The sequence below is a fragment of the Kitasatospora sp. NPDC015121 genome, from assembly GCF_055562955.1.
Map to the genome: position 1 here is coordinate 30,043 of NZ_JBVHEH010000035.1, position 19,523 is coordinate 49,565.

The 19,523-nt window shown below is 76.4% G+C and carries 19 protein-coding genes and 1 pseudogene; 10 read left to right on the forward strand and 10 right to left on the reverse strand.

The window, feature by feature from the left end; genetic code table 11:
• Positions 1–3 precede the first annotated feature (3 nt).
• A complete protein-coding gene (locus ACZ3J7_RS35140) occupies positions 4–1,233 on the reverse strand; it encodes a glycosyltransferase (protein ID WP_465627472.1) in 1,230 nt (409 codons plus the stop codon).
• Positions 1,234–1,499: 266 nt separating this feature from the next.
• Positions 1,500–2,630 (reverse strand): annotated as a pseudogene (locus tag ACZ3J7_RS35145) (glycosyltransferase family 4 protein); the annotation flags it as partial.
• 180 nt (positions 2,631–2,810) lie between these two features.
• Here ACZ3J7_RS35145 and ACZ3J7_RS35150 point away from each other — a divergent pair.
• The 5 genes from ACZ3J7_RS35150 to ACZ3J7_RS35170 all read left to right on the forward strand — a co-directional run bounded on the left by ACZ3J7_RS35150 (position 2,811) and on the right by ACZ3J7_RS35170 (position 7,073).
• The gene (locus ACZ3J7_RS35150) at positions 2,811–3,896 is read left to right on the forward strand and encodes a hypothetical protein (RefSeq protein WP_465627473.1); all 1,086 of its coding nucleotides are present in this window, start codon (positions 2,811–2,813) and stop codon (positions 3,894–3,896) included.
• Positions 3,897–3,987: 91 nt separating this feature from the next.
• Positions 3,988–4,713, forward strand: a complete 726-nt coding sequence (locus ACZ3J7_RS35155) for a nucleotidyltransferase domain-containing protein (RefSeq protein ID WP_465627474.1) — start codon at positions 3,988–3,990, stop codon at positions 4,711–4,713.
• Between the two features lie 157 nt (positions 4,714–4,870).
• Positions 4,871–5,665 carry a hypothetical protein gene (locus ACZ3J7_RS35160; protein ID WP_465627475.1) on the forward strand — a complete coding sequence of 265 codons (795 nt, stop codon included), beginning with the start codon at positions 4,871–4,873 and terminating at the stop codon, positions 5,663–5,665.
• Between the two features lie 181 nt (positions 5,666–5,846).
• The gene (locus ACZ3J7_RS35165; protein WP_465627476.1) at positions 5,847–6,677 is read left to right on the forward strand and encodes a pentapeptide repeat-containing protein; all 831 of its coding nucleotides are present in this window, start codon (positions 5,847–5,849) and stop codon (positions 6,675–6,677) included.
• Positions 6,678–6,833: 156 nt separating this feature from the next.
• On the forward strand, positions 6,834–7,073 hold the full coding sequence (locus ACZ3J7_RS35170; protein WP_465627477.1) for a hypothetical protein: 240 nt from the start codon (positions 6,834–6,836) through the stop codon (positions 7,071–7,073).
• Between the two features lie 161 nt (positions 7,074–7,234).
• Here the strand turns inward: ACZ3J7_RS35170 and ACZ3J7_RS35175 are convergent, their stop codons facing one another.
• The 3 genes from ACZ3J7_RS35175 to ACZ3J7_RS35185 form a co-directional block, all read right to left on the reverse strand.
• Positions 7,235–7,810, reverse strand: a complete 576-nt coding sequence (locus ACZ3J7_RS35175) for a rhodanese-like domain-containing protein (protein ID WP_465627478.1) — start codon at positions 7,808–7,810, stop codon at positions 7,235–7,237.
• 130 nt (positions 7,811–7,940) lie between these two features.
• On the reverse strand, positions 7,941–8,876 hold the full coding sequence (locus ACZ3J7_RS35180; protein WP_465627479.1) for a TSUP family transporter: 936 nt from the start codon (positions 8,874–8,876) through the stop codon (positions 7,941–7,943).
• Positions 8,873–9,247 (reverse strand): rhodanese-like domain-containing protein, encoded by a 375-nt coding sequence (locus ACZ3J7_RS35185; protein WP_465627480.1) that lies wholly within the window; start codon positions 9,245–9,247, stop codon positions 8,873–8,875. Before ACZ3J7_RS35185 ends, ACZ3J7_RS35180 begins: the two co-directional genes overlap by 4 nt.
• A gap of 298 nt (positions 9,248–9,545) precedes the next feature.
• Here ACZ3J7_RS35185 and ACZ3J7_RS35190 point away from each other — a divergent pair, with 298 nt between their 5' ends.
• Positions 9,546–10,919, forward strand: a complete 1,374-nt coding sequence (locus ACZ3J7_RS35190; RefSeq protein WP_465627481.1) for a rhodanese-like domain-containing protein — start codon at positions 9,546–9,548, stop codon at positions 10,917–10,919.
• A gap of 182 nt (positions 10,920–11,101) precedes the next feature.
• Positions 11,102–11,368, forward strand: a complete 267-nt coding sequence (locus tag ACZ3J7_RS35195; RefSeq protein WP_465627482.1) for a metal-sensitive transcriptional regulator — start codon at positions 11,102–11,104, stop codon at positions 11,366–11,368.
• Between the two features lie 99 nt (positions 11,369–11,467).
• Here ACZ3J7_RS35195 and ACZ3J7_RS35200 read toward each other — a convergent pair whose 3' ends face one another.
• The 3 genes from ACZ3J7_RS35200 to ACZ3J7_RS35210 all read right to left on the reverse strand — a co-directional run bounded on the left by ACZ3J7_RS35200 (position 11,468) and on the right by ACZ3J7_RS35210 (position 13,779).
• A complete protein-coding gene (locus tag ACZ3J7_RS35200; protein WP_359781452.1) occupies positions 11,468–11,734 on the reverse strand; it encodes a metal-sensitive transcriptional regulator in 267 nt (88 codons plus the stop codon).
• A 126-nt stretch (positions 11,735–11,860) separates the two neighbouring features.
• Positions 11,861–12,874, reverse strand: a complete 1,014-nt coding sequence (locus tag ACZ3J7_RS35205; protein ID WP_465627483.1) for a lysophospholipid acyltransferase family protein — start codon at positions 12,872–12,874, stop codon at positions 11,861–11,863.
• Positions 12,871–13,779: a GNAT family N-acetyltransferase gene (locus tag ACZ3J7_RS35210; RefSeq protein WP_465627484.1), complete on the reverse strand. Its 909-nt coding sequence runs from the start codon at positions 13,777–13,779 to the stop codon at positions 12,871–12,873. Before ACZ3J7_RS35210 ends, ACZ3J7_RS35205 begins: the two co-directional genes overlap by 4 nt.
• Before the next feature lie 333 nt (positions 13,780–14,112).
• On the opposite strand from ACZ3J7_RS35210, the gene mptB reads away from it, so the two are divergent.
• From mptB to ACZ3J7_RS35225, 3 genes are all read left to right on the forward strand, one after another.
• Positions 14,113–15,540 carry a polyprenol phosphomannose-dependent alpha 1,6 mannosyltransferase MptB gene (gene mptB, locus ACZ3J7_RS35215; RefSeq protein ID WP_465627485.1) on the forward strand — a complete coding sequence of 476 codons (1,428 nt, stop codon included), beginning with the start codon at positions 14,113–14,115 and terminating at the stop codon, positions 15,538–15,540.
• A complete protein-coding gene (locus tag ACZ3J7_RS35220) occupies positions 15,534–16,820 on the forward strand; it encodes a glycosyltransferase 87 family protein (RefSeq protein WP_465627486.1) in 1,287 nt (428 codons plus the stop codon). The genes mptB and ACZ3J7_RS35220 overlap by 7 nt, the downstream gene beginning before the upstream one ends.
• 68 nt (positions 16,821–16,888) lie before the next feature.
• Positions 16,889–18,031: a DUF4037 domain-containing protein gene (locus ACZ3J7_RS35225; RefSeq protein WP_465627487.1), complete on the forward strand. Its 1,143-nt coding sequence runs from the start codon at positions 16,889–16,891 to the stop codon at positions 18,029–18,031.
• A 3-nt stretch (positions 18,032–18,034) separates the two neighbouring features.
• Here ACZ3J7_RS35225 and ACZ3J7_RS35230 read toward each other — a convergent pair whose 3' ends face one another.
• Positions 18,035–18,748: a class I SAM-dependent methyltransferase gene (locus tag ACZ3J7_RS35230; RefSeq protein WP_465627488.1), complete on the reverse strand. Its 714-nt coding sequence runs from the start codon at positions 18,746–18,748 to the stop codon at positions 18,035–18,037.
• 103 nt (positions 18,749–18,851) lie between these two features.
• Positions 18,852–19,412 carry a MarR family winged helix-turn-helix transcriptional regulator gene (locus tag ACZ3J7_RS35235; protein WP_465627489.1) on the reverse strand — a complete coding sequence of 187 codons (561 nt, stop codon included), beginning with the start codon at positions 19,410–19,412 and terminating at the stop codon, positions 18,852–18,854.
• Between the last annotated feature and the right edge of the window lie 111 nt (positions 19,413–19,523).

A 19,523-nucleotide genomic window follows, 5' to 3' on the forward strand; every position in this document is an offset into this window, starting at 1 on the left:
CGGTTAACCGGCGGTGGACGCGGTCGGACCGGACGCGGACACGCCGGTCGGGGCGGCGGCGGCAGGGGCTGGGGCAGGGGCAGGGGTACTGGCTCGGTGGGCAGCGAGGAAGGCGGCGGTGGCGGCGTCCCAGCTGAATTCCTCCGCCCGGGCGCGGGCCGCCGCCCGCCGTTCCGCCTCCGGGCGTTCCAGCAGCTCCCGCAGCGCGGAGGCGAATCCGGCCCCGGTGTCGGCTGCCGCGAGGCCGGCCCGGCCGATCACCTGGGGCAGTGCGGAGGAACGGCTGACCGCGACGGGGGTGCCACAGGCCAGTGTCTCCAGTGCGGCCAGCCCGAAGGTCTCCACCGGGCCCGGGGCGATCGCCGCGTCCGCCGTGGCCAACAGGGCCGCCACCTCGGAACGTTCGGCCAGATGGCCCAGGAAGCGCACCGGCAGTCGGAGTTCGGCGGCACGGCGCTCCAGTCGGCCACGCAGCGGCCCCGTTCCGGCGACGGCGAGCACGGCCGGCACCCGGTGGTGGCGGCGCAGCTCGGCCAGTGCTTCCAGCGCCCGCTCGGGCCGCTTCTCACCGGACAGCCGCGAGCACATGACCAGCAGCACCTGCTGCGGATCGGCCAACCCGGCCCGCAGCGAAGGGTCGTGGCATTCGGGCCGCATCACGGCCAGGTCCACCCCCAGCGGCGCCCGCTCGACGTTCCCGGCGCCGATCCGCTCGAACTCCCCGGCCGCCCAGGCCGTCGTGCACAGCACCGTGTCGTAGTTCCGCGCGGTACGGGAGTTGAGCCGGTCCGCGAGCCGCCGTGCGGTGCCGGCCGGCACGCCCCAGGCGCCGAGCACGCCGGTGGCGCTCTCGTGCGAGACCATCATCGACCGCACCCCGTGCGCCCGTGCCCAGGCGCCCGTCCAGCGCAGCGTGGCGCGGTCCGACACCTCCAGCCGGTCCGGCGCCAACTCCTCCAGCAGCGCTGCGAGTCGGCGCCTGTCGCGGAGTACCCGGTAGCCGCCGGTGCCCGGCACGCGCGGGCCGGGCAGGGTGATCACCCGGCCCTGCTCGGTCCACTCGTCGCGGTGGGCGGCCCCCGGCACCACCAGGACGGGCCGGTGGCCCGCCGCCAGGTACCCCGCGCCGAGGTGCCGCAGCGCCGTCCGCAGGCCACCCGACACCGGGGTGACGAAGTTCGCCACCCGGACGATGCACAATCCGCCGTCCGTGCGGGCCGTTCCACGCTTCACGCCGGCTGCTCCTCGACCGAGAGCGGAACGGGCACGGGAGTGTGGACGGGGGCCGCGAGGCTCTCCGTGGCCTCGGCCGGTCGGGGCGCGGGGACGCAGCCGAGCAGCGGCTGCCCGGTCGGGATGGCCGCCGCCGGGAGCGGGGTGTCAAAGGCGGCCTGGACGGGGACGGTTGAGGCGGTGGCGGTGGCGGTGGCGGTGGCGGTGGCGGTGGCGGCGGTGGACGGCTCGGCGGAGCGGTCGCGGCTCGGGCCGTGGCTCCGGTGTTCGGCCAGCACCTCCGCGTAGTGCTCGATCAGCTGGTCGCCGACCGCCTCCCAGGTGCGGTCGGTGACGTCGGCCCGGCCCGCCGCGCCGTAGCGGGCGCGCAGTTCGGGGGAGACGGCGAGTTCGGCGACGGCGCGGGCGACGGCGCCCGCGTCCCTGGGGGCGACCAGCAGTCCGGTGCGCCGGTGGCCGACCAGGTCGAGCGGACCGCCGACCGCCGGGGCGACCACCGGGACGCCGCTGGCCATCGCCTCCTGGATGGTCTGGCAGAAGGTCTCCAGCGGGCCGGTGTGCACGAACAGGTCCAACGAGGCGAAGCAGCGGGCGAGTTCGGCGCCCGTGCGGCGGCCCAGGAACACCGCGCCGGGCATCGCCGCCTTCAGCGCGGGCGTGCTCGGACCGTCCCCGATCACCACCACCCGCACCCCGGGCAGCCGGGACGCCTCCGCCAGCAGGTCCACCCGCTTCTCCGGGGCGAGCCGCCCGACGTACCCGACCAGCACCTCGCCGCCCGGGGCCAGCGCACGGTGCAGCGCCTCGTCACGGTGCCCGGGGTGGAAGCGCGCCGAGTCCACCCCGCGCGCCCAGATCCGGACCTGGCGCACCCCGTGCGCCGTCAGGTCCTGCGCGGCCGGGGTCGACGGCGCGAGCGTGCGGGCGGCGGAACGGTGCACGGAGCGGATCCGCGCCCAGGCGATCGCCGAGCCGACCCCGCGGCCCATCCGGTACGCCTGCGCGTACCCCGCCAGGTCGGTCTGGTAGACCGCCACGGTCGGCAGGTCGAGGCGCTCGGTGAGCCGGGCGGCCCGCGCGCCGAGGATGAACGGACTGGCCAGGTGCACCACGTCCGGCCGGTGGGCGGTCAGCGCGGCGGCCAGCTTGCGACTGGGCAGCGCGATGCGCACCTGCGGGTAGCGCGGCAACGGGACGGAGGGGACGCGCACCACCGGCAGCGGCTCCCGGTCCGGGCCGAAGGACTGCGGCGGGCAGTGCGCGCCCCGGGCCGGGGCGGGGGTGATCACCAGGGGCTGGTGACCCCGCCGGACCAGGTGTTCGGCGGCCCTCAGCACGCTGTGGGCCACGCCGTTGACCTCGGGTGGGAAGGACTCGGTGACGATGGCGACTCGCATGCCAACGTTGTTGCCAATCCGGGCGTGCGGTCAGCCAAAGGGATCTTTCGCGCAGGCGAACGTCTGCCGCCATTTCCGCACGGGTGTGTGGAGGGGGTGGAGCGGGCCCGGGCGCCGCAGACCGGGCGAAATCATGTCTGATGCGTGTTGTGTCACCTTTTGTCCGAGTAGGCTGGCGGAATGGACCATGCGGGAGGGGAGGCAGCCCGGCCCGCCGACGAGCCGTCGCCGACATCGCCGCCGCCGACGACGTCGAACGGCGGTGCGGCCGGCGAGCTGTGGCGGGCCGTCCGGCACGACCCCGTGCGGCTGCCCGAGCACCTGGCCGAGCTGGCGGTGCACCAGGAGTCGGCTCCGGCCGCGAAGGCCGTCGCGGCCCTCTCCGGCACGGTCGCCGAGCGGCGCACCGCCGTCATCACCCACGGCATCCGGCTGACCCTGGTCGAGGGCTGCGTGGTCGGCGGGCCGCTCATCCTGCTCGTCCCCGTGGCGTTCTGCGCCGGAATGCTCGCCCAGGCCCGGATGGTCCTCGCGCTCGCCGCCCTCGCCGGGGCGGACGGCGACCAGAACGACCGGGCCGCCGAACTCCTCGTCCTGCAGGGCGTCCACCCCACCGTCCCGGACGCCCGCGCCGCCCTGGCCGCCACCGCCGCCGAGGACGCCGCCGCCGCGGCCGCCGCGCCCCGGAGCGGGCCGCCGCCCAAGGCGTCCCGGGCCTCCCGGTTCGACATGGTCCGGCGGATGGTCTACCTGCTCGGCCTGGTCGCCATCGGCGAGGACCACCGCAGCCGGTTCCGCCGGATCCTCGGCTGGACCGGCACCGCCCTCCTGGTGGCCTTCGGGCTGGCCTTCCCCGTGGTGTGGATCCCCGTCATGGGCCGGGCCAACGTCCGCGCCACCACGGCCCTCGCCCAGCGCGCCACCGCCTTCTACTGGCCCGGGGAGGCCGACCGGACCGGCGCCGGACCCCCGCCCCGGGAGGCGTACGCCCGCACCGCCACCATCGCGGTCCTCGGCCAGACCCTGCTCGCCCTGCTGCTCCCGGTCGCGGCCTTCCTGTTCGTGCTCTTCCTCGGCCTCGACCTCGCCGGTGGACGCCTGGCCACCGCCGCCCTGGTCGCCCTCGCGGCGGGCGCGGCCTTCGCCGCCGACCGGGCCCGCCGCGCCCGGGGCGCGCGCGGTCCCCGGGCCTCGCGGGGCCCGCACGGCTCGCGAAGGTCGAAGGGCGGGCGCGGTGGTGACGGCGCGGGCGAGGCGTCCGGCTGACGATCGGTCAGGTCGACTCCCGAATCCGTCGCCGGTCGGGGATCCGTACCGCCCGCCGAGCGTGGCAACGCCGGCATGGAAAACTGCCCGGATGCGAGACGCGCTGATCGACCAGGCCAGAAGACTCACCGCCGAGCGCTACCCGGAGGCGCGGTCCGTGGTGCTGGCCGGGTCCGTGGCGGCCGGACGCGAACGGGCGGGCAGTGACCTCGACCTGGCCGTCCTGCTGCCGGACGGGCACCCCACCCACCGTGAGACGCTGCGCCACGAGGGCAGAGCGGTCGAGGTGTTCGCGCACACCCTGGTCGGACTCGGCGAGCTGCGGGCCTTCGACGCGGCCTGCCGCCGCGCGCCGATCCAGCAGATGTACGCGACCGGGCTGGTCCTGCTGGACCGCGACGGCCACGCCGCCCGGCTCGTCGAAGAGTGCCGGGCCGAACTACTGGCCGGCCCCGTCCCGCTCGGGGACGCGCGCCGCGACGACCTGCGCTACGCGCTGACCGACCTGCTGGCGGACCTCGACGACGCCCCGGACCGCCTGGAGGCGCTGGCGACCGCCGCCGAGACCGTCCGGACCGCCGCCGACCTGCTCAGCGACCACCACCGGGCCTGGACCGGCACCGGCAAGTGGTTCCCGCGCCGCCTGCTCGCCGCCGACCCCGACCTCGGCGCCCGCCTCCTGGGCGCCCACCGGACCCTGTCCGAGACCGGCGACCCCACTGCCCTGCTGGCCGCCGCCGACGAGGTGCTCGCCCTGGTCGGCGGCCCCCTCTCGGCCGGCTACCGCCGCGACTGGCCCGCCGCCGACAGGGCGTAGCGGCCCGCCGCCGCCCGACACCCTCCGACCGGCCGGAACCGGAGGTCCGGCGACCGCGTCCCGGCTACCGGGGACCGGGCGCGGCGAACCCGCCGAGCACGTGAGCGCGCCGGAGCAGGCCAAACGGACGAGGCAGACGAGGCAGGTGGGGCCGACGATGGCCGAGACGGTGGAGGGCGTCGAGACCGGCTCCCCGGAGCGTCCCCCGGGGCCCTCCCCGGAAGGCGCACCGACCGGAACGCCCCGGCCCCGGTCGCGGCAGCGGATCACGGGCGTGGTGCCGTGGGGAGTGGCGGCGGGCGCGCTCACCTGGGGCCTCGCGGGCGCCTGGCGCGCCGCCCACACGGCGAACTACCCGTGGAACACCTGGACCCCGATCGGCTACGGCGCCGTGAAGGGCGTGCTCTTCGGCGCCCTGGCGGGCTGGTGCGCGGCCCTGGCGCTCCGCCTGGTCGCCACCCCCGAGCGCCGGCCTAGCACCCCGGTGGCTGTCGGCGCCCTGCTCGGCGGCCTCGCCCCGGGCAGCGTCCGCGACTTCCTCGGCACGCCTCAGCCCAGAACCCTGTACTCCTACGACCAGCCCCGCCCCGACGCCGAGTGGTACTGGTCGCCGCTGCTCGCCGAGTGGCTGACCTACACCGTGCTGCCCGCCCTGGCCTGCGCGCTCCTGCTCACGGTCGGCGCCCGGGTCACGGCCCGGCGCGCCCGGCCGAACGCCCTGAACCGGCCGCTGCTGGCCCTGACCGGCGCGGCCCTGCTCCTGCTGCCGCTCGTCACGTCCAGCGGCGCGCCCGCCCCGCAGGGCAACGGCGGGCACGTCAACGAGTCGGCCACCGCCTTCCTCGCCGTCTGGGGCGTCGCGTTCGGCGTGCTGATCGCCGCCCTGGTCTCGTGGGCGCGCCGGGGACGCCCGGAACCGCAGCCGGTGGACGCCGACCCGCGGCCCGCCTGATCCGGGGCGCACCCGTGGCGCCTCGTCCCCGGGTTCCGGCGAACCCGCGCTGCGCGCCACCCGAGACGCGCCGTCGACCGATCCGCCGAGGCCTTCCGGGTCCTCGCCGGGCCGGTCGGGAGCGGTCGGCCGGGCGAGGGAGAATGGAGCGACCACCCCCTGCCGTAGGAGACCCCGCACCGTGACCGACCAGCAGCGCTCCGCCCCGACCGGCCGTCGACTCGACCTGCTCGCCGACTGCTCCGCCTGCTTCGGGCTGTGCTGCGTCGCCCTGCCCTTCGCCAAGTCCGCCGACTTCGCGGCGAACAAGAACGCGGGCACGCCCTGCCGCAACCTCCAGGCGGACGACCGCTGCGGGATCCACCCCGTCCTGCGCGAACGCGGCTACCAGGGCTGCACGGTCTTCGACTGTTTCGGGGCCGGCCAGAAGATCTCCCGGCACACCTTCGGCGGTCGCAGCTGGCGCGATGACCCGGACACCGCCCGGCAGATGTTCGAGGCGTTCCCGGTGGTGCGCCAACTGCACGAACTGCTCTGGTACTTGGCCGAGGCGCTGGAACTCCCCAGGGCCCGACCGGTGCACGCCGAACTGCGTCGGACGTTCGACCGGATCGAGGAGCTGACCCGCCGGGACGCCGCCGAGCTGGTCGCCGCCGACGTGCCCGCGATCCGGGCCGAGACCAGCGAACTCCTGCTCCGGGCCAGCGAACTGACCCGCGACGCGCTGCCCGGCAAGAAGCGCAACCACCGCGGCGCCGACCTGATCGGCGCCCGCCTGCGCGGGGCGGACCTGCGCGGGGCCAACCTGCGGGGCGCCTACCTGATCGCGGCCGACCTCTCCGGCGCGGACCTGCGCGACGCCGACCTGATCGGTGCGGACCTGCGCGACGCCGACCTGCGCGGCGCCGACCTGACCGGGGCGCTGTACCTCACCCAGGCCCAACTCAACGCCGCCAAGGGCGACTCGGCGACCCGCCTGAGCGCCGGACTGGCCCGCCCCGCGCACTGGTGAGACCGGCGACCGGACGCGAAGCCGGCGCGGGACGGGCGCGTAGGGGGGCGCGCGGGGGCGCGCGCAGACCCGTGAAACGGGATTAATTGCCTGCGGTCAGGGCGGAACCGGGCGTATGGTCATGAACTCCCCGACGCGAGAGGAGGATCATCCGCGATGGGAATGTTCAAGGACGCACCCCCCAGCGAGCATCCGGACTTCACCCAACTGCGGTTCATGGCCGCCGGCACACCCTCGTGGTGGAAGCGCAACCGCCACAAGGCACTCGGCGTGGCCGGTCTGCTGGCCGGCTTCTGGCTGGCCAGTCACCACGACACCGCAGCCCCCGCCGCTTCCTGCACCCCCACCGCCGGAACGGCGACCCCCAGCCCCCAGGGCGCGGCCGCCGGCCGCTGAGCCGCCGCGCGGCGCCCGGGCTGGAGCCCCCTGGTGCCCACCCCGGTCGGGACGGGCACCAGGGGCCACAAAAGGCCTTCAAGCCAGCAGGAATTGACGTACCGTCAGATCAGAGCCGCCGTGTCCGACGCGTCAGTCGGCCACCTGCTGACCGCCGGACGTCACTTGTCGCCGTCGTGCAGTGCGGTGAGTGTCGCCTCCAGCGCGGCGCCCGAGTCGCGCGGGCGGTTGTACGGGAGCTTGCCCAGCATCGCGCCCATCGCGCAGGTGTTGCTGACCGCCGAGAACAGCAGGCCGCCGCCGACCGCGGCCGACACCCAGCGCACGCCGGGAACGGCCACGTCGACGATGACGCCCGCCAGCACCAGCGAACCGGCCACCAGCCGGACCTGCCGGTCCATCGCCCAGCGGACCTTCTGACCGGGCACCCGGTCCAGCGTCCCGCCGTTGGAGCTCCAGGCGGACGTCCCGCCGTCGACCAGCAGCGCCGGTACGCCGGCCGCCGACAACTGCTCGCAGGCGTTCAGCGCACGGGCGCCGGACGCGCAGACGACGGCCAGCTCGCCGCGCCCGGCGGCCGCCCGCAGCGCGGGCAGGGCCCGCGCCAGCTGGTCGAGCGGCACGTTGTGGGCGCCGGGGATGTGGCCGCCCGCGAACTCGCCGGGGGAGCGGACGTCGATCACGGTCAGCTGGTGCAGGCGGGGCTGGAGCTGGTCGACGCTCAGGGGAGTGGTCATGGAACGGGTCGAACCCTTCGGGAGGAGGCGGACCCGGCGCGTGCGGACGAGCCGGGCATGGTGGGTGGGGGGAGGAAGAAGGTGTGGGGAGCGGGGCGCGGCGCTGCGCCGGAGGGTCCGGGCGGCGTGCTCAGAGCACGGCGTCCACCAGCATCAGGGCGGCGACGGCGAGCAGGGCCCCGGCGAACAGGCGCTGCAGCGTGCGGCCGGACAGTTTCGACGCGAGCCGCTTGCCGTCCCAGGCGCCGAGGACCGCCGCGGCCGCGAAGGGACCGACGGTGGCCCACGGGATCTCGGCGGCCGCGCCGAGCCGGGGCAGCAGCGCCGCCAGCGAGTTCAGGGTGATCACCAGCAGGCTGGTGCCGATCGCCTCGGCCATCGGGAACGCCAGGAAGGACACCAGCGCGGGCACCGCCAGGAAACCGCCGCCGACGCCCAGCACCCCGGTCGCCGCCCCGAGCCCGGCACCCGCCAGCGCGGACCGCCGGGCCGGCACCGGCGCCCGGCCCGCCGTCCCGGAAGCCGCCGGGAGCGGGCACACGTCGGGGCCCGCGTCCGGAGGGATCGCCGGTGCCGCGGGTGCCGGCACCGGCGCCGTTGCCGCCGTCGCCGCGCCGCCGACGGGCGCGCCCGCCGGGACGAGCGCGGCGACCGACGGCGAGCCGAGCGCGGAGGGGAGCCGCCCGGTGTGCGCCTGCGCCGCCCGCCGTCCGCCCGCCAGCATCCGCCAGGCGGCCAGCGCGGCCAGCAGGGCGAACGCGCCGGTCAGGGCGGCGCCGGGCAGGTGGCGGGAGAGCGCGCCGCCGAGCGCGGCGAGCGGGAGACCGGCCGCGCCGAACAGCAGTCCCTCGCGCCAGCGGACGCGTCCGGCCCGGGCGTGGGCGACCAGGCCGGTGAGCGAGGTCACGGCGACGATCAGCAGGCTGGCGGTGGTCGCGGTGCCGGGCGTCAGCCCGATCAGGTAGATCAGCGCGGGGACGGCCAGCATGCTGCCGCCGCCGCCGAGCCCGCCCAGCGCCATGCCGACCACCGCGCCGGCGGCCAGCGCGAGCAGGGCGACGCTCATATCGTGCCGCCGCAGCGACACGCGCCGTCGTGCACGGGCAGCCCGGCCCGCAGCCAGTCGCGCATCCCGCCGACCACGTTGACCGTCGGCAGCCCGTGCGCGTTCAGCAGCTCGGTGGCCGTCCGCGAGCGGCTCCCGGAGCGGCAGACCGCCAGCACCAAGCGTCCGTCGCCCGCCAGCCGGACGGCCTCCAGGCCCGCGCCGCCGCCCAGCTCGCCGAGCGGGACGAGGACCGCGCCGGGCGCGTGGAGTTCGGCGTGCTCCTCGGGTTCGCGGACGTCGAGCAGCAGCGCCTCGCCGGCGGCGGCCAGGCGGTGCGCCTCGGCGGGGTCGATCTGCGCGGGCGCGGGCGGCTGAGGGGTCCAGGCCACGGTGTCCTCCTGGGGCTGAGGGTGAGGGTGCGGGGGGTTCCGGCGGGCTCCGGGACGACGGACCGTCCTGGGGAAGATACCGGCGGGGGTATATCGTTGGTGTCGAGCATATACCCCCGCCGGTATCGACCAGCCAGGCCGATCGCCGGAAACTGCCTGCAATAATACCTAGGGGGGTATCCAAGACCGCCCGGCCCGGGAGCGGCGTCCGATCAGGACGCCCCCGGCCGCGGACCCCCTCCGGCGCGCCCCGGCGGCGCGCCCAGCCGACGCAGCCAACGCAGAGAAGAGGACTCCCGTGTTCTTCGCCCAGTACTACCTCGACTGCCTGTCCCAGGCCTCGTACCTGATCGCGGACGAGACCACCGGCCGTGCCGTGGTGGTCGACCCGCGCCGGGACGTGGACGAGTACCTCGCGGAGGCCGAGGCCCGCGGCTTCACGGTCGAGGGCGTCATCAACACCCACTTCCACGCCGACTTCCTCTCCGGCCACCTCGAACTCGCCGACCGCACCGGCGCCTGGATCGGCTACGGCCGCCGCGCCGAGACCGAGTACCCGATCCGCAAGCTCGCCGAGGGCGAGCGGATCAGCCTCGGCGACGTCGTCCTGGAGATCGTCGAGACCCCCGGGCACACCCCCGAGTCGATCAGCGTCCTGGTCCGCGAGCACGCCGACGACACCGTCCCGTACGGGGTGCTCACCGGCGACGCGCTGTTCATCGGCGACGTCGGCCGCCCCGACCTGCTCGCCTCCACCGGCGTCACCGCAGACCAGCTCGGCCGGATGCTGTACGACAGCGTCCAGCACAAGCTGATGGCGCTGCCGGACGAGGTCCGGGTCTTCCCCGCGCACGGCGCCGGCTCCGCGTGCGGGAAGAACCTCTCCACCGAGCGGCAGTCCACCATCGGCCGGCAGCGCGCCACCAACTACGCCTGCGCGCCGATGACCGAGGACGAGTTCGTGGCGATCGTCACGGCCGGACAGCCCGCCGCCCCCGGCTACTTCGGCTACGACGCCGACCTCAACCGCCGCGACCGCGAACTCTTCGACCCCGCCGTGTCGGCCGTCCCGCTCGACGCCGACGCCTTCCTGGGCCGCCGCGCCGAGGCCGGCACCGTCGTGGTCGACGCCCGCGACCCGCTGGAGTTCGCCGCCGGACACCTGGCCGGCGCCATCAACGTGCCCGCCGACGGCCGCTTCGCCGAACAGGCCGGCACCATCCTCGAGCCGGCCTGGCCGCTGCTGGTGATCGCTCCCGAGGGCCGCGAACAGGAGACCGTCACCCGACTCGCCCGGATCGGCTTCGACCGCGTCGCCGGCTACCTCGCCGACCCCGAGACCACCTTCCGCGCCGTTCCCGAGCAGATGCGCCAGGCCCCCCGCCGCACCGTCGCCGACCTGCGCGCCGAACTCACCGGCGCCGAGCCCCCGTTGGTCCTCGACGTCCGCGGCGAGGGCGAACGCGCGGACGGCCGCATCCCCGGCTCGGTCCACCTGCCGCTCGCCGAACTCCCGCACCGCCTCGCCGAGATACCGCAGGACCGCCCCGTCGTCGTGCACTGCGCCGGCGGTCACCGCTCCTCCATCGCCGCCAGCCTGCTGCGCCACCACGGCCACCCGCAGACCTCCGACCTGCTCGGCGGCTACGGCGCCTGGGAAGCAGCGGCCTGACCCCGGACTGACCCCGGCCTGACCGCCGGCGGGCCGCCGGAGCGTGGGGGAATGCGCCGTCCGCCGGACAGGTTGATACGGGAGGGGGTATGAGCAGGACCTCGCCGGGTGTTCCGCATCCGGCACGGAACACGGGGGCGGGCGGTGACCGGCCGACCCGCCGAGAGCGAGGAGGAGACCCGATGCAGGTGGGCGAGGAGGCCGTGGGCGCGGTGCTGAACCGGCTGCGCCGGGCGCAGGGCCAGCTGGCCGGCGTGATCGCGATGATCGAAGCCGGACGCGACTGCAAGGACGTGGTGACCCAGCTCGCCGCCGTGTCCCGGGCCCTGGACCGCGCCGGGTTCAAGATCGTGGCCAGTGGCATGCGCCAGTGCATGGCCGAGGCGGAGGAGGGCGCGGCGCCGATGAGCGAGGCCGAGCTGGAGAAGCTGTTCTTGGCGCTCGCCTGAGCCCTGCGACGCAACACGCACCGCGCTCCAGCGCGGTGCGTGTTGCGTCATGGGTGTTGCGTCATGCGTGTTGCGCGAGGTCGACCGGCCGCGTGGCGGTCAGGCCAGGGTGAGGAACATCTTCTCGAGTTCCGCCTCGCTCATCGGCGCGGCCCCCTCCTCGGCCTCGGCGAGGCACTGGCGCATGCCGCTGGCGAGGATCTTGAACCCGGCGCGGTCCAGCGCGCGCGAGACGGCGGCGAGCTGGGTCACCACGTCCTTGCAGTCGCGTCCGGCTTCGATCATCGCGATCACGCCGGCCAGCTGGCCCTGTGCCCGGCGCAGCCGGTTCAGCACCGCGCCCACGGCCTCCTCGTCCACCTGCATCGAGCACCTCCTCGCCCTTTTCTTGAACTCGCCCGATCATACGGGAGGCGCTCCGCGGGCCCGCCCCGGCCGCCACCCCCGGCCTCGGCGCGCAACGGACGGCCGGATCGGCCCCGACCTGCCCGGTTACCGTCCGGCCCCCACCGGAACGGCCGCCGGAACCGTAGGAGCCCCCGGGCCGCTCCGCTGCGGGACCCGTCGGCCGGCGGGACGGTCCTCGCCCGGGACGCGCACCGGGCCCTCGAAGGGGTGGGCGCAGGTCGCGCAGCCCGGTGCGGCGGGGTCGGGCGCGCCGCCGGGGACGCCGTCCGGGTAGCGGTGCCGGTCCACCACCCGCTGGGCCGCCGCCGCGAGGTGGCGGCGGCTCGGGAACAGCGCGGGCGGGAGCTGCGGCAGGAACTCGACCTCCGCGGTCAGTTCCCGCACCGAGACCACCCGCCACAGCGAGGCCAGCAGACCGTCCTCGCCGACGAAGGCCGGTGCGGTGCTGGGCCGCCCGTCCGCGGTGCGGTAGCGCAGCACCAGCGGCTGCACGGGGGCGTCGGCCCGGACCGCCGCTTCGAACAGCGCCGGGCGGAACCGGCCGCCGCCGCGTCCGCACCAGGTGCTGCCCTCCGGGAAGACCACCACGTGGCCACCCGCGCGCAGTGCCGCCGCGATCTCCTCGACGGTGCCCGGCAGCGCCCGCAGCCGGTCCCGGTCGAGCAGGATCGTCCCGCCCCAGGAGGTCAGCGGCCCGAGCACCGGCCAGCGGCCGACCTCGGTCTTCGCCAGCATCCGGCCCGGGCGGACCGACGCCACCAGCAGGATGTCCAGCCACGAGACGTGGTTGGCCACCACCAGCGCGCCCCCCGCCGCCCGGGCCCGCGCCCGGCCCCGAGCCCGGCCCCGGGCCGGTGCGGCGAGCGCGCGCGCCCGCACGCCCAGCACGGCCAGCAGCAGCCGCGCCCAGCAGCGCACCAGCCGCTCCGCCGGCAGCCGGCCCAGCGCGCGCACCAGCGGTGTCGCCAGCACCCCGGCGGTCAGCACGGTCAGGCAGGCGGCCAGCCGCAGCACCCGCCGCGGCAGGCCCGCCCGGGGCCCGGCGACCGTCACGCAGTCGTCGGGCGTGCACGGCGCGGTCGGCAGCCAGGCACTCATGCCGCGGTCGCCGTTCCGTGCGAAGCCCCGCCGCCGGAGGTGGAGCCGGCGTCCTGGGCGGCCCCCGTCCCGCCGGTGATCGCGGAGAGCGGCAGGTCCGCCGCGGCGGCCAGGAAGTGCCGCAGGTAGCGCGGGTCGGTGCGCTCCAGCGACAGCAGCACGTACAGGTCCGCCACGTTGAAGTCCGGGTCGTACGCGGGCTCGCCGCACACCCAGGCGCCCAGTCGCAGGTACCCGCGCAGCAGCGCCGGGACGGGCGTGCGGCCCTGCCGGGTCACGCCCTCCGCCGACCACGGGCGCAACGGGGCGACCCGGTACTGCTGCGGGGCCAGGTGCTTGGCGGAGACGGCGTCCCACACCCCGGCGGCCGTCGCGCCGCCGTCGGCCAGCGGCACCGAGCAGCAGCCCGCCAGCCAGGCGTTGCCGGTGGCGGTCATGTAGCGGGCGATGCCGCCCCACATCAGGTTGATCACCGCGCCGTTGCCGCGGTGCGCTTCGGCGATGCAGGACCGCCCGACCTCCACCAGGCCGTCCCGCAGTCCGCCCAGCCGGGCCAGGTCGAACTCGCTGTCGGAGTACAACCGGCCCGCGCGGCGCGCCTGTTCGGGCCGCAGCAGCCGGTACGTGCCGACCACCTCGCCGGTGGGCTGCTCGCGCACCAGCAGGTGGTCGCAGAACTCGTCGAACGGGTCGGCGTCCAGCCCCGGCACCGGCGTGTCCAGCACCGCGCCCATCTCCTGGGCGAACACCTGGTAGCGCAGCCGTTGGGCCTCCCGCACCTCCTCCGCGGTCCGGGCGAACACCAGCTGGTACGAGGGCTGTTCGGGCTTCGAGGGGTGGCCCGAGGACAGCCGGGAGGCGGTCTGGGCGGGGATCTGTCCGGTGCGGGCGGGGGCGGTGGTCATGGCGGGACTCTCCGGTCTCTCGGGGCGCGATAGGGTGGCGGCGGACGGCACGGGACGACACGCAACGACAGGAGCGCTCGCACCCGGACCGCCGGTCGGGCGGCACCGGCCACGGGCGGCCCCCGTATGTCTCCCCGACCCGGACAACCCTCAGGTGGACGCCCGAGGGAGATCAGATGTGCACATGCTGAATGGCCGGTTCGGCCCGCCCCGGGCGCCCCGGCGGGCACACCCGCCCCGGCCTGCGCACGGCATGGTCCGGACGCCCCGCGGCCACCCGGCGGACGCCGACTCTTCCCCCGCGGGCCACGCCGTTCTGCGAGCGTTCCCGACATGCCGAACACGGGCGCGAACGCCTACCCGGGCCGGTACCGGTGGCTCGGACTCCTGGGCTCGCTCGCCCTCGCCGCCGGCGGACTCACCTCCGGCGCCCTGCCCGCCGCCGCCACCGGCCCCACCCTGCGCGCCTCCGGCGGCGCCGGCACCGTCCTGGCCTTCGCCGGCCTGACCGTCCTCACCGCCGCCTGGCTGCTGCTGGGCCGCCCCGCCGACGGCCACCGCCCGCCCGGCACCCGCTGGTTGACCGCCACCCTGGCCTGGTGGGCCGCCCCGCTGCTGCTCCTGCCCCCGCTGTTCAGCCGCGACGTCTACAGCTACCTCGCCCAAGGCGCCATGCTGGCAAGCGGGTTCGACGTCTACGCGGACGGCCCGGCCGCGCTCGGCGGCCCCGCCGCCCAGCAGGTCCCCCCGGTCTGGCAGCACACCCCCGCCCCGTACGGGCCCGGCTTCCTGCTACTGGCCCGGGCCGTCGCCCCGCTCGCCGAACACCCGTACGCCGGAACGCTGGTGCTGCGGCTGGCCGCCGTCCTGGCCGTCGCCGCGCTCGCCGCCCTGCTGCCCGTCCTCGCCCGCCGCCTCGGCACCGACCCCGCCACCGCGCTGCGGCTGGGCGCGCTCAACCCGCTGGTCCTGCTGCACCTGGTGGCCGGCGCGCACAACGACGCCGCCCCGCTCGCCCTGATGCTCGCCGGCCTGCTCGCGGCCGTCCACCGCCGTCCGCACCTCGCGGCCGCCCTGATCACTCTCGCCGCCCTCACCAAGGCCCCCGCCGCCCTCGCCCTCCCCGTCGCCTGCTGGATCGCCACCACCCCGCGCGCCGGATCCGGGCCACTCCCCGCGCCGGGCCGGACGCGGCTGCTCACCACCGGGACGTCGCTGCTGGCCGCCGCCGCGACCACGGCCGCCGTCACCGCCGCCGCAGGCACCGGCTACGGCTGGGTCGCCGCGCTCACCACCCCCGCCACCGCGAGCAGTTGGTCGCCGACCAGCAGTCTGGGGCGGCTGCTCGCCCACCTGGCCGGGGCCGACCCGGAGCGGCTGGTCGGCACCGTCCGGCTGCTCGGCCTGACCGTCGCGGCGGGCGCGCTCTGCCTGCTGGCGGCCAGGGTGGCGCGCCGGGGACTCGAACCGACGGCGGCCCTGGCGCTCGGGTTCGGCGCGGTCGTCCTGCTCGGACCGGCCTTCCGGCCCTGGTACGCGCTGTGGTGCGTGCTGCCCGCCGCGTACGCCGCACGCTCCGCGACCGCCCGCCTCGCCACCGAACTCGGCTGCGCCGCAATGGCGTTCACCGTGATGCCGGACGGATTCGGGCCGGACGCCGCCGAGACGGTGCTCGCCGCCGGCGGCATCGCGGCCGGAGTGGCCGCCATCTTGCTGACCGAACGTCAGATGTCCTTCCTGGAAAGGCAGCCGGCTTGCTGACCCGCGGCACCACCCCCGCCAGGAGCGCGGTCCTCGCCTCCGCCGTCCTCGCCACCACCCTGGTCCTGGCGTTCATCCCGGGCCACCGGGGCTGGTTCGACGTCGGCGTGTACTACGGCACCGTCCGCCACTGGGCCGCCACCGGGCAGCTCTACGACTACGTCCGGCCCGGCACCGTCTACGGGTTCACCTACCCGCCGTTCGCCGCCGTCTGCATGCTCCCGATGCGGCTGTTCGGCTGGCACCCGGCGATCGCCGTCGGCGTCGCGCTCTCCACCGTCGCCACCGCGCTGCTGCTGTACTGGTTGGTCGACCCGATCGCCCGCCGCCGGGGCTGGTGCCGCTGGTACGCCTACGGCCTGGCGGCCTGCCTGTGCGGCCTCACCAACCCGGTCCGCGACACCTTCAGCTTCGGCCAGGTCAACCTGCTGCTGGTCGCCTTGGTCTTCGCCGATCGCGAACTGACCTTTCGTCAACTCTCGTACAAACGATGGAGGTTGCTCGCCGGAGTCGGCACCGGGCTGGCCGCCGCGATCAAACTGACCCCGGCGCTGTTCATCGTCCACCTGCTGCTCGCCCGACAGTGGCGGGCCGCCGCGACCGCGACCGCCACCGCGCTCGGCGCCACCGGCGCGGGCTTCCTGATCGGCCCCGAAGTCTCCCGCCAGTTCTGGACCGTCACCCTGTGGGACACCGACCGGGTCGGCGGCTTCGCCAACATGTCCAACCAGTCCCTGCAGGGACTGATCGCCCGGCTCGGGCCCCAACTGCCCGGCCGCGCCCTGTGGGTGGCCGCCTCGCTGACCGTCCTCGCGATCTGGGCGTACCGGCTGCGCCGCGCCACCCGGGCCGGCGACGACCTCGCCGCGTACAGCCTCACCGGCCTCGCCTGCTGCCTGGTCAGCCCGATCACCTGGGTGCACCACCTGGTGTGGATGCTGCCCGCTCTGGTCGTCCTCGCCGACGCCGCCCTCGACCGCACCCGGCGCCGAGGCTGGTGGCTCACCCTCTGCTGGCTGCTCCAACTCGTCGTCTCCAGCGGCATGGTGTGGCTCTGGCACCCCGACGGACGCGACCTCGGCACCCTGCTCGGCGGCAGCGCGTACGCCCTGGCCACCCTTGGCCTGCTGCTCGCCGTACCGATCCGGCGACGCCCCGGGGAACCCGACGGCCCGCCCGCACCCCCCGCCGGATCCGCCACCGCCACCGCCACCGTCCCGGTCCCCGTGTCCGCCCGGGCGTCGAAGGCGCTCGGCAAGCGCCCGGCCCCCGTCAGCTGACCCGGGGCGGTGCGGGACGGGCGGATAAACGGTGGACCCGCCCGGTCCGCCCCGCCACAGTGGGCCGCATGACCGCCACCGACCCGCCCGGCCCCGCCGACCCGCCCTTCCTGCCCGGCATCGACCTCGCCCGGGCGCTGTACGAGGAGGCCGTCCGCCCGATCCTGGCCCGCAGCCACCCGGGGCTGCGCCACGCGGCCGCCCTGGTCGGCCCCGGCTCGGAGGTGCTCGGCTTCGACACCGCGCGCTCGACCGACCACGACTGGGGACCGCGCCTGCTGCTCTTCCTGGACCCGGCCGACGCCCGCCGGCACGGCCCCGCGATCCGCGAACTGCTCGCCGAACGACTGCCCCGGCGGATCGGCGGCTGGTCCACCCACTACCGCCGCACCGGCGACCCGAACGACCCGGTCAGCCACCTGGAACCGGCCCCCGCCGGGCCCGTCGACCACCGCGTCGCCGTCCACGACCTGCCGAACTGGCTCGCCGGCCACTTCGGCCCGCCCGCCGCCGCCTGGGCCGCCACCGGGCCCGGCCCCACCGACTGGCTGGCCCTCCCGCAGCAGCGCCTCGCCGAGTTCACCGCCGGCGCGGTCTTCCACGACGGCCCCGGCACCCTCACCGCCGCCCGCGCCCGCCTGCACTGGTACCCCGACCAGGTGTGGCGCCACCTCCTGGCCTGCCAGTGGCAGCGGATCGCCCAGGAGGAGGCCTTCGTCGGCCGCTGCGCCGAGACCGGCGACGACCTCGGCGCCGCCCTGCTCACCGCCCGCCTGGTCCGCGACCTGATCCGGCTCGCCTTCCTGATGGGCCGCCGCTACGCCCCGTACGGCAAGTGGCTCGGCACCGCCTTCGAGCGTCTGCCCGCCGCCCCGGAGCTCTCCCCGCACCTGCGCGCCGCACTGGCCGCCACCGACCCGGCCGCCCGCGAACGGCACCTGTGCGACGCGTACGAGGCCGCGGCCCGCGCCCACAACGCGCTCGGCCTGACCGAGCCGGTCGACCCGGCCCGCCGCCGCTACCACGGCCGCCCGTACCTCGTCCTGCACGCCGACCGCTTCGCCCGGGCCCTGCAACAGACCGTCACCGCACCGGAGTTGCGGGACCGGCCGCTGACCGGTGCCGTCGACCAGTGGGCCGACGGCACCGACCTGCCCGCCCGTCCGGAAGCCGCCCGGGCGGCCGTCGAGGCGCTGGGCGCGGGCCGCTGACCGTCAGGACGGGCGGGTGGCCCGCAGCGAGTGGACCAGCGGGAGGCGCGGGCCGGCCGGGAGCCGGAAGTGCCCGTGCGCGTGCTCGTGCAGGAACTCCAGCCGCAGGCCGGCCGCCGCGAGCGCGCTGACCGCGTCGCCCACGCCGTGCTGCCACTGCACCGTCCGGGTCGAGGCCAGCTCGGCCGTCCGGTCGGCGTAGCTGCCCGGCGCGTCCACCAGGTGGGGCGCCCGCTGGAAGTAGTCCTCCACCAGGACGCCGGGATCCTCCTCGACCAGGTCCGCCGGCGGGTGGAACTCCGCCAGGTACACGAACCCGCCGGGGCGCAGCAGCGCCGCGACCGTCCGCGCCCAGCGGTCCAGGTCGGGCGGCCAGGGCAGCGCGCCCCGGCCGGTGTGGACGACGTCGAAGACCTCGCCCTCCAGGGCCTCGATCGCCCCGTACACGTCCGACACGACGAACCGGGCGGTGTCGGCGCCGATCCGCCGCGCGAGCTTCGCGGCCTCCGCGACCGCGGGCCCGGAGAAGTCCAGCCCCGTCACCAGCGCGCCGCGCCGCGCCCAGGAGAGGGTGTCCAGTCCGAGGTGGCACTGCAGGTGCGGCAGGTGCGTGCCGGTGACCTCGCCGACCTCGGCGGGCTCGAAGTCGAGCAGGGTGTCCGCCCCGACGACGGAGCCCGGGAGGTCGTAGAACGCCCCGCCGACGCGGACGGGCACCCGGGCGTCCCGGTTGGCGTGGTTGAGCTCCGCCCAGTCGGTGGACGGAGCGGGTCGGGCGGTGGCCGCCCGGTGCGGAGGGAAACGGGGGAGGCCCCCGGTTTCACTGCCCGGTCTGTCCCAGGTGCTGCTCCAGCTGCCGCTGGTTGGCGACCACGCGCAGGCACAGGTGCCGGAAGGCGGTCAGCTCCTCGGGGCTGAAGCCGCGGAAGACCGCCGCCATCGCGCGCTGGGTGGGCACCCGGAAGGACTCCAGCCAGGCGTGGCCCTCGGGGGTGATGGTGACCCGGACGGAGCGCCGGTCGTCCGGGTCCTGGGTGCGGCGGGCCAGCCGCTCGTTCTCCAGGGTGTCGACCAGCCCGGTCACGTTGCGCGAGCTGACGCCGCCGGCCCGGGCCAGCTCGCCGATGCTCAGCCCGGGTTCCGCGGCGCTGCCGAGCCGGACGAGCACGTCGAGCGCCCCGGAGCTGAGGCCGCGCCCGCCGGCGCCGTGCGCGCGGAGCCGGTCGATCGCCTGCGCGGCGGAGCGGACGGAGGCGGCGGCCTCCAGGGCGAGGGTGTCGCCGCCGAGCGCGAAGGCGCCCATCGCGGCGCGCGCGCCGGGGTCGTAGAGGTGGCCGTCCGTGTCCTCGGCCGGGGCGGAATTCTGTACGTCCTTCAACATGAAGCACTACCGTAATCGCTGACGCCCCGTCGGTCCAGCCCCGGCCGTCGGTCCAGCCCCGGCCGCCGGGCCGGGCGCGCCGCCCGCTCACCCGTCCGGCTCAGCGACGCG

What these genes read in the sequence shown, in the direction of transcription:
- ACZ3J7_RS35150 (WP_465627473.1), top strand. Translation starts at nt 2,811, where the DNA reads ATGGACCATGCGGGAGGGGAGGCAGCCCGGCCCGCCGACGAGCCGTCG.
- ACZ3J7_RS35155 (WP_465627474.1), top strand. Translation starts at nt 3,988, where the DNA reads ATGCGAGACGCGCTGATCGACCAGGCCAGAAGACTCACCGCCGAGCGC.
- ACZ3J7_RS35160 (WP_465627475.1), top strand. Translation starts at nt 4,871, where the DNA reads ATGGCCGAGACGGTGGAGGGCGTCGAGACCGGCTCCCCGGAGCGTCCC.
- ACZ3J7_RS35170 (WP_465627477.1), top strand. Translation starts at nt 6,834, where the DNA reads ATGGGAATGTTCAAGGACGCACCCCCCAGCGAGCATCCGGACTTCACC.
- ACZ3J7_RS35175 (WP_465627478.1), bottom strand. Translation starts at nt 7,810, where the DNA reads ATGACCACTCCCCTGAGCGTCGACCAGCTCCAGCCCCGCCTGCACCAG.
- ACZ3J7_RS35180 (WP_465627479.1), bottom strand. Translation starts at nt 8,876, where the DNA reads ATGAGCGTCGCCCTGCTCGCGCTGGCCGCCGGCGCGGTGGTCGGCATG.
- ACZ3J7_RS35195 (WP_465627482.1), top strand. Translation starts at nt 11,102, where the DNA reads ATGCAGGTGGGCGAGGAGGCCGTGGGCGCGGTGCTGAACCGGCTGCGC.
- ACZ3J7_RS35200 (WP_359781452.1), bottom strand. Translation starts at nt 11,734, where the DNA reads ATGCAGGTGGACGAGGAGGCCGTGGGCGCGGTGCTGAACCGGCTGCGC.
- ACZ3J7_RS35205 (WP_465627483.1), bottom strand. Translation starts at nt 12,874, where the DNA reads ATGAGTGCCTGGCTGCCGACCGCGCCGTGCACGCCCGACGACTGCGTG.
- ACZ3J7_RS35210 (WP_465627484.1), bottom strand. Translation starts at nt 13,779, where the DNA reads ATGACCACCGCCCCCGCCCGCACCGGACAGATCCCCGCCCAGACCGCC.
- mptB (WP_465627485.1), top strand. Translation starts at nt 14,113, where the DNA reads ATGCCGAACACGGGCGCGAACGCCTACCCGGGCCGGTACCGGTGGCTC.
- ACZ3J7_RS35225 (WP_465627487.1), top strand. Translation starts at nt 16,889, where the DNA reads ATGACCGCCACCGACCCGCCCGGCCCCGCCGACCCGCCCTTCCTGCCC.
- ACZ3J7_RS35235 (WP_465627489.1), bottom strand. Translation starts at nt 19,412, where the DNA reads ATGTTGAAGGACGTACAGAATTCCGCCCCGGCCGAGGACACGGACGGC.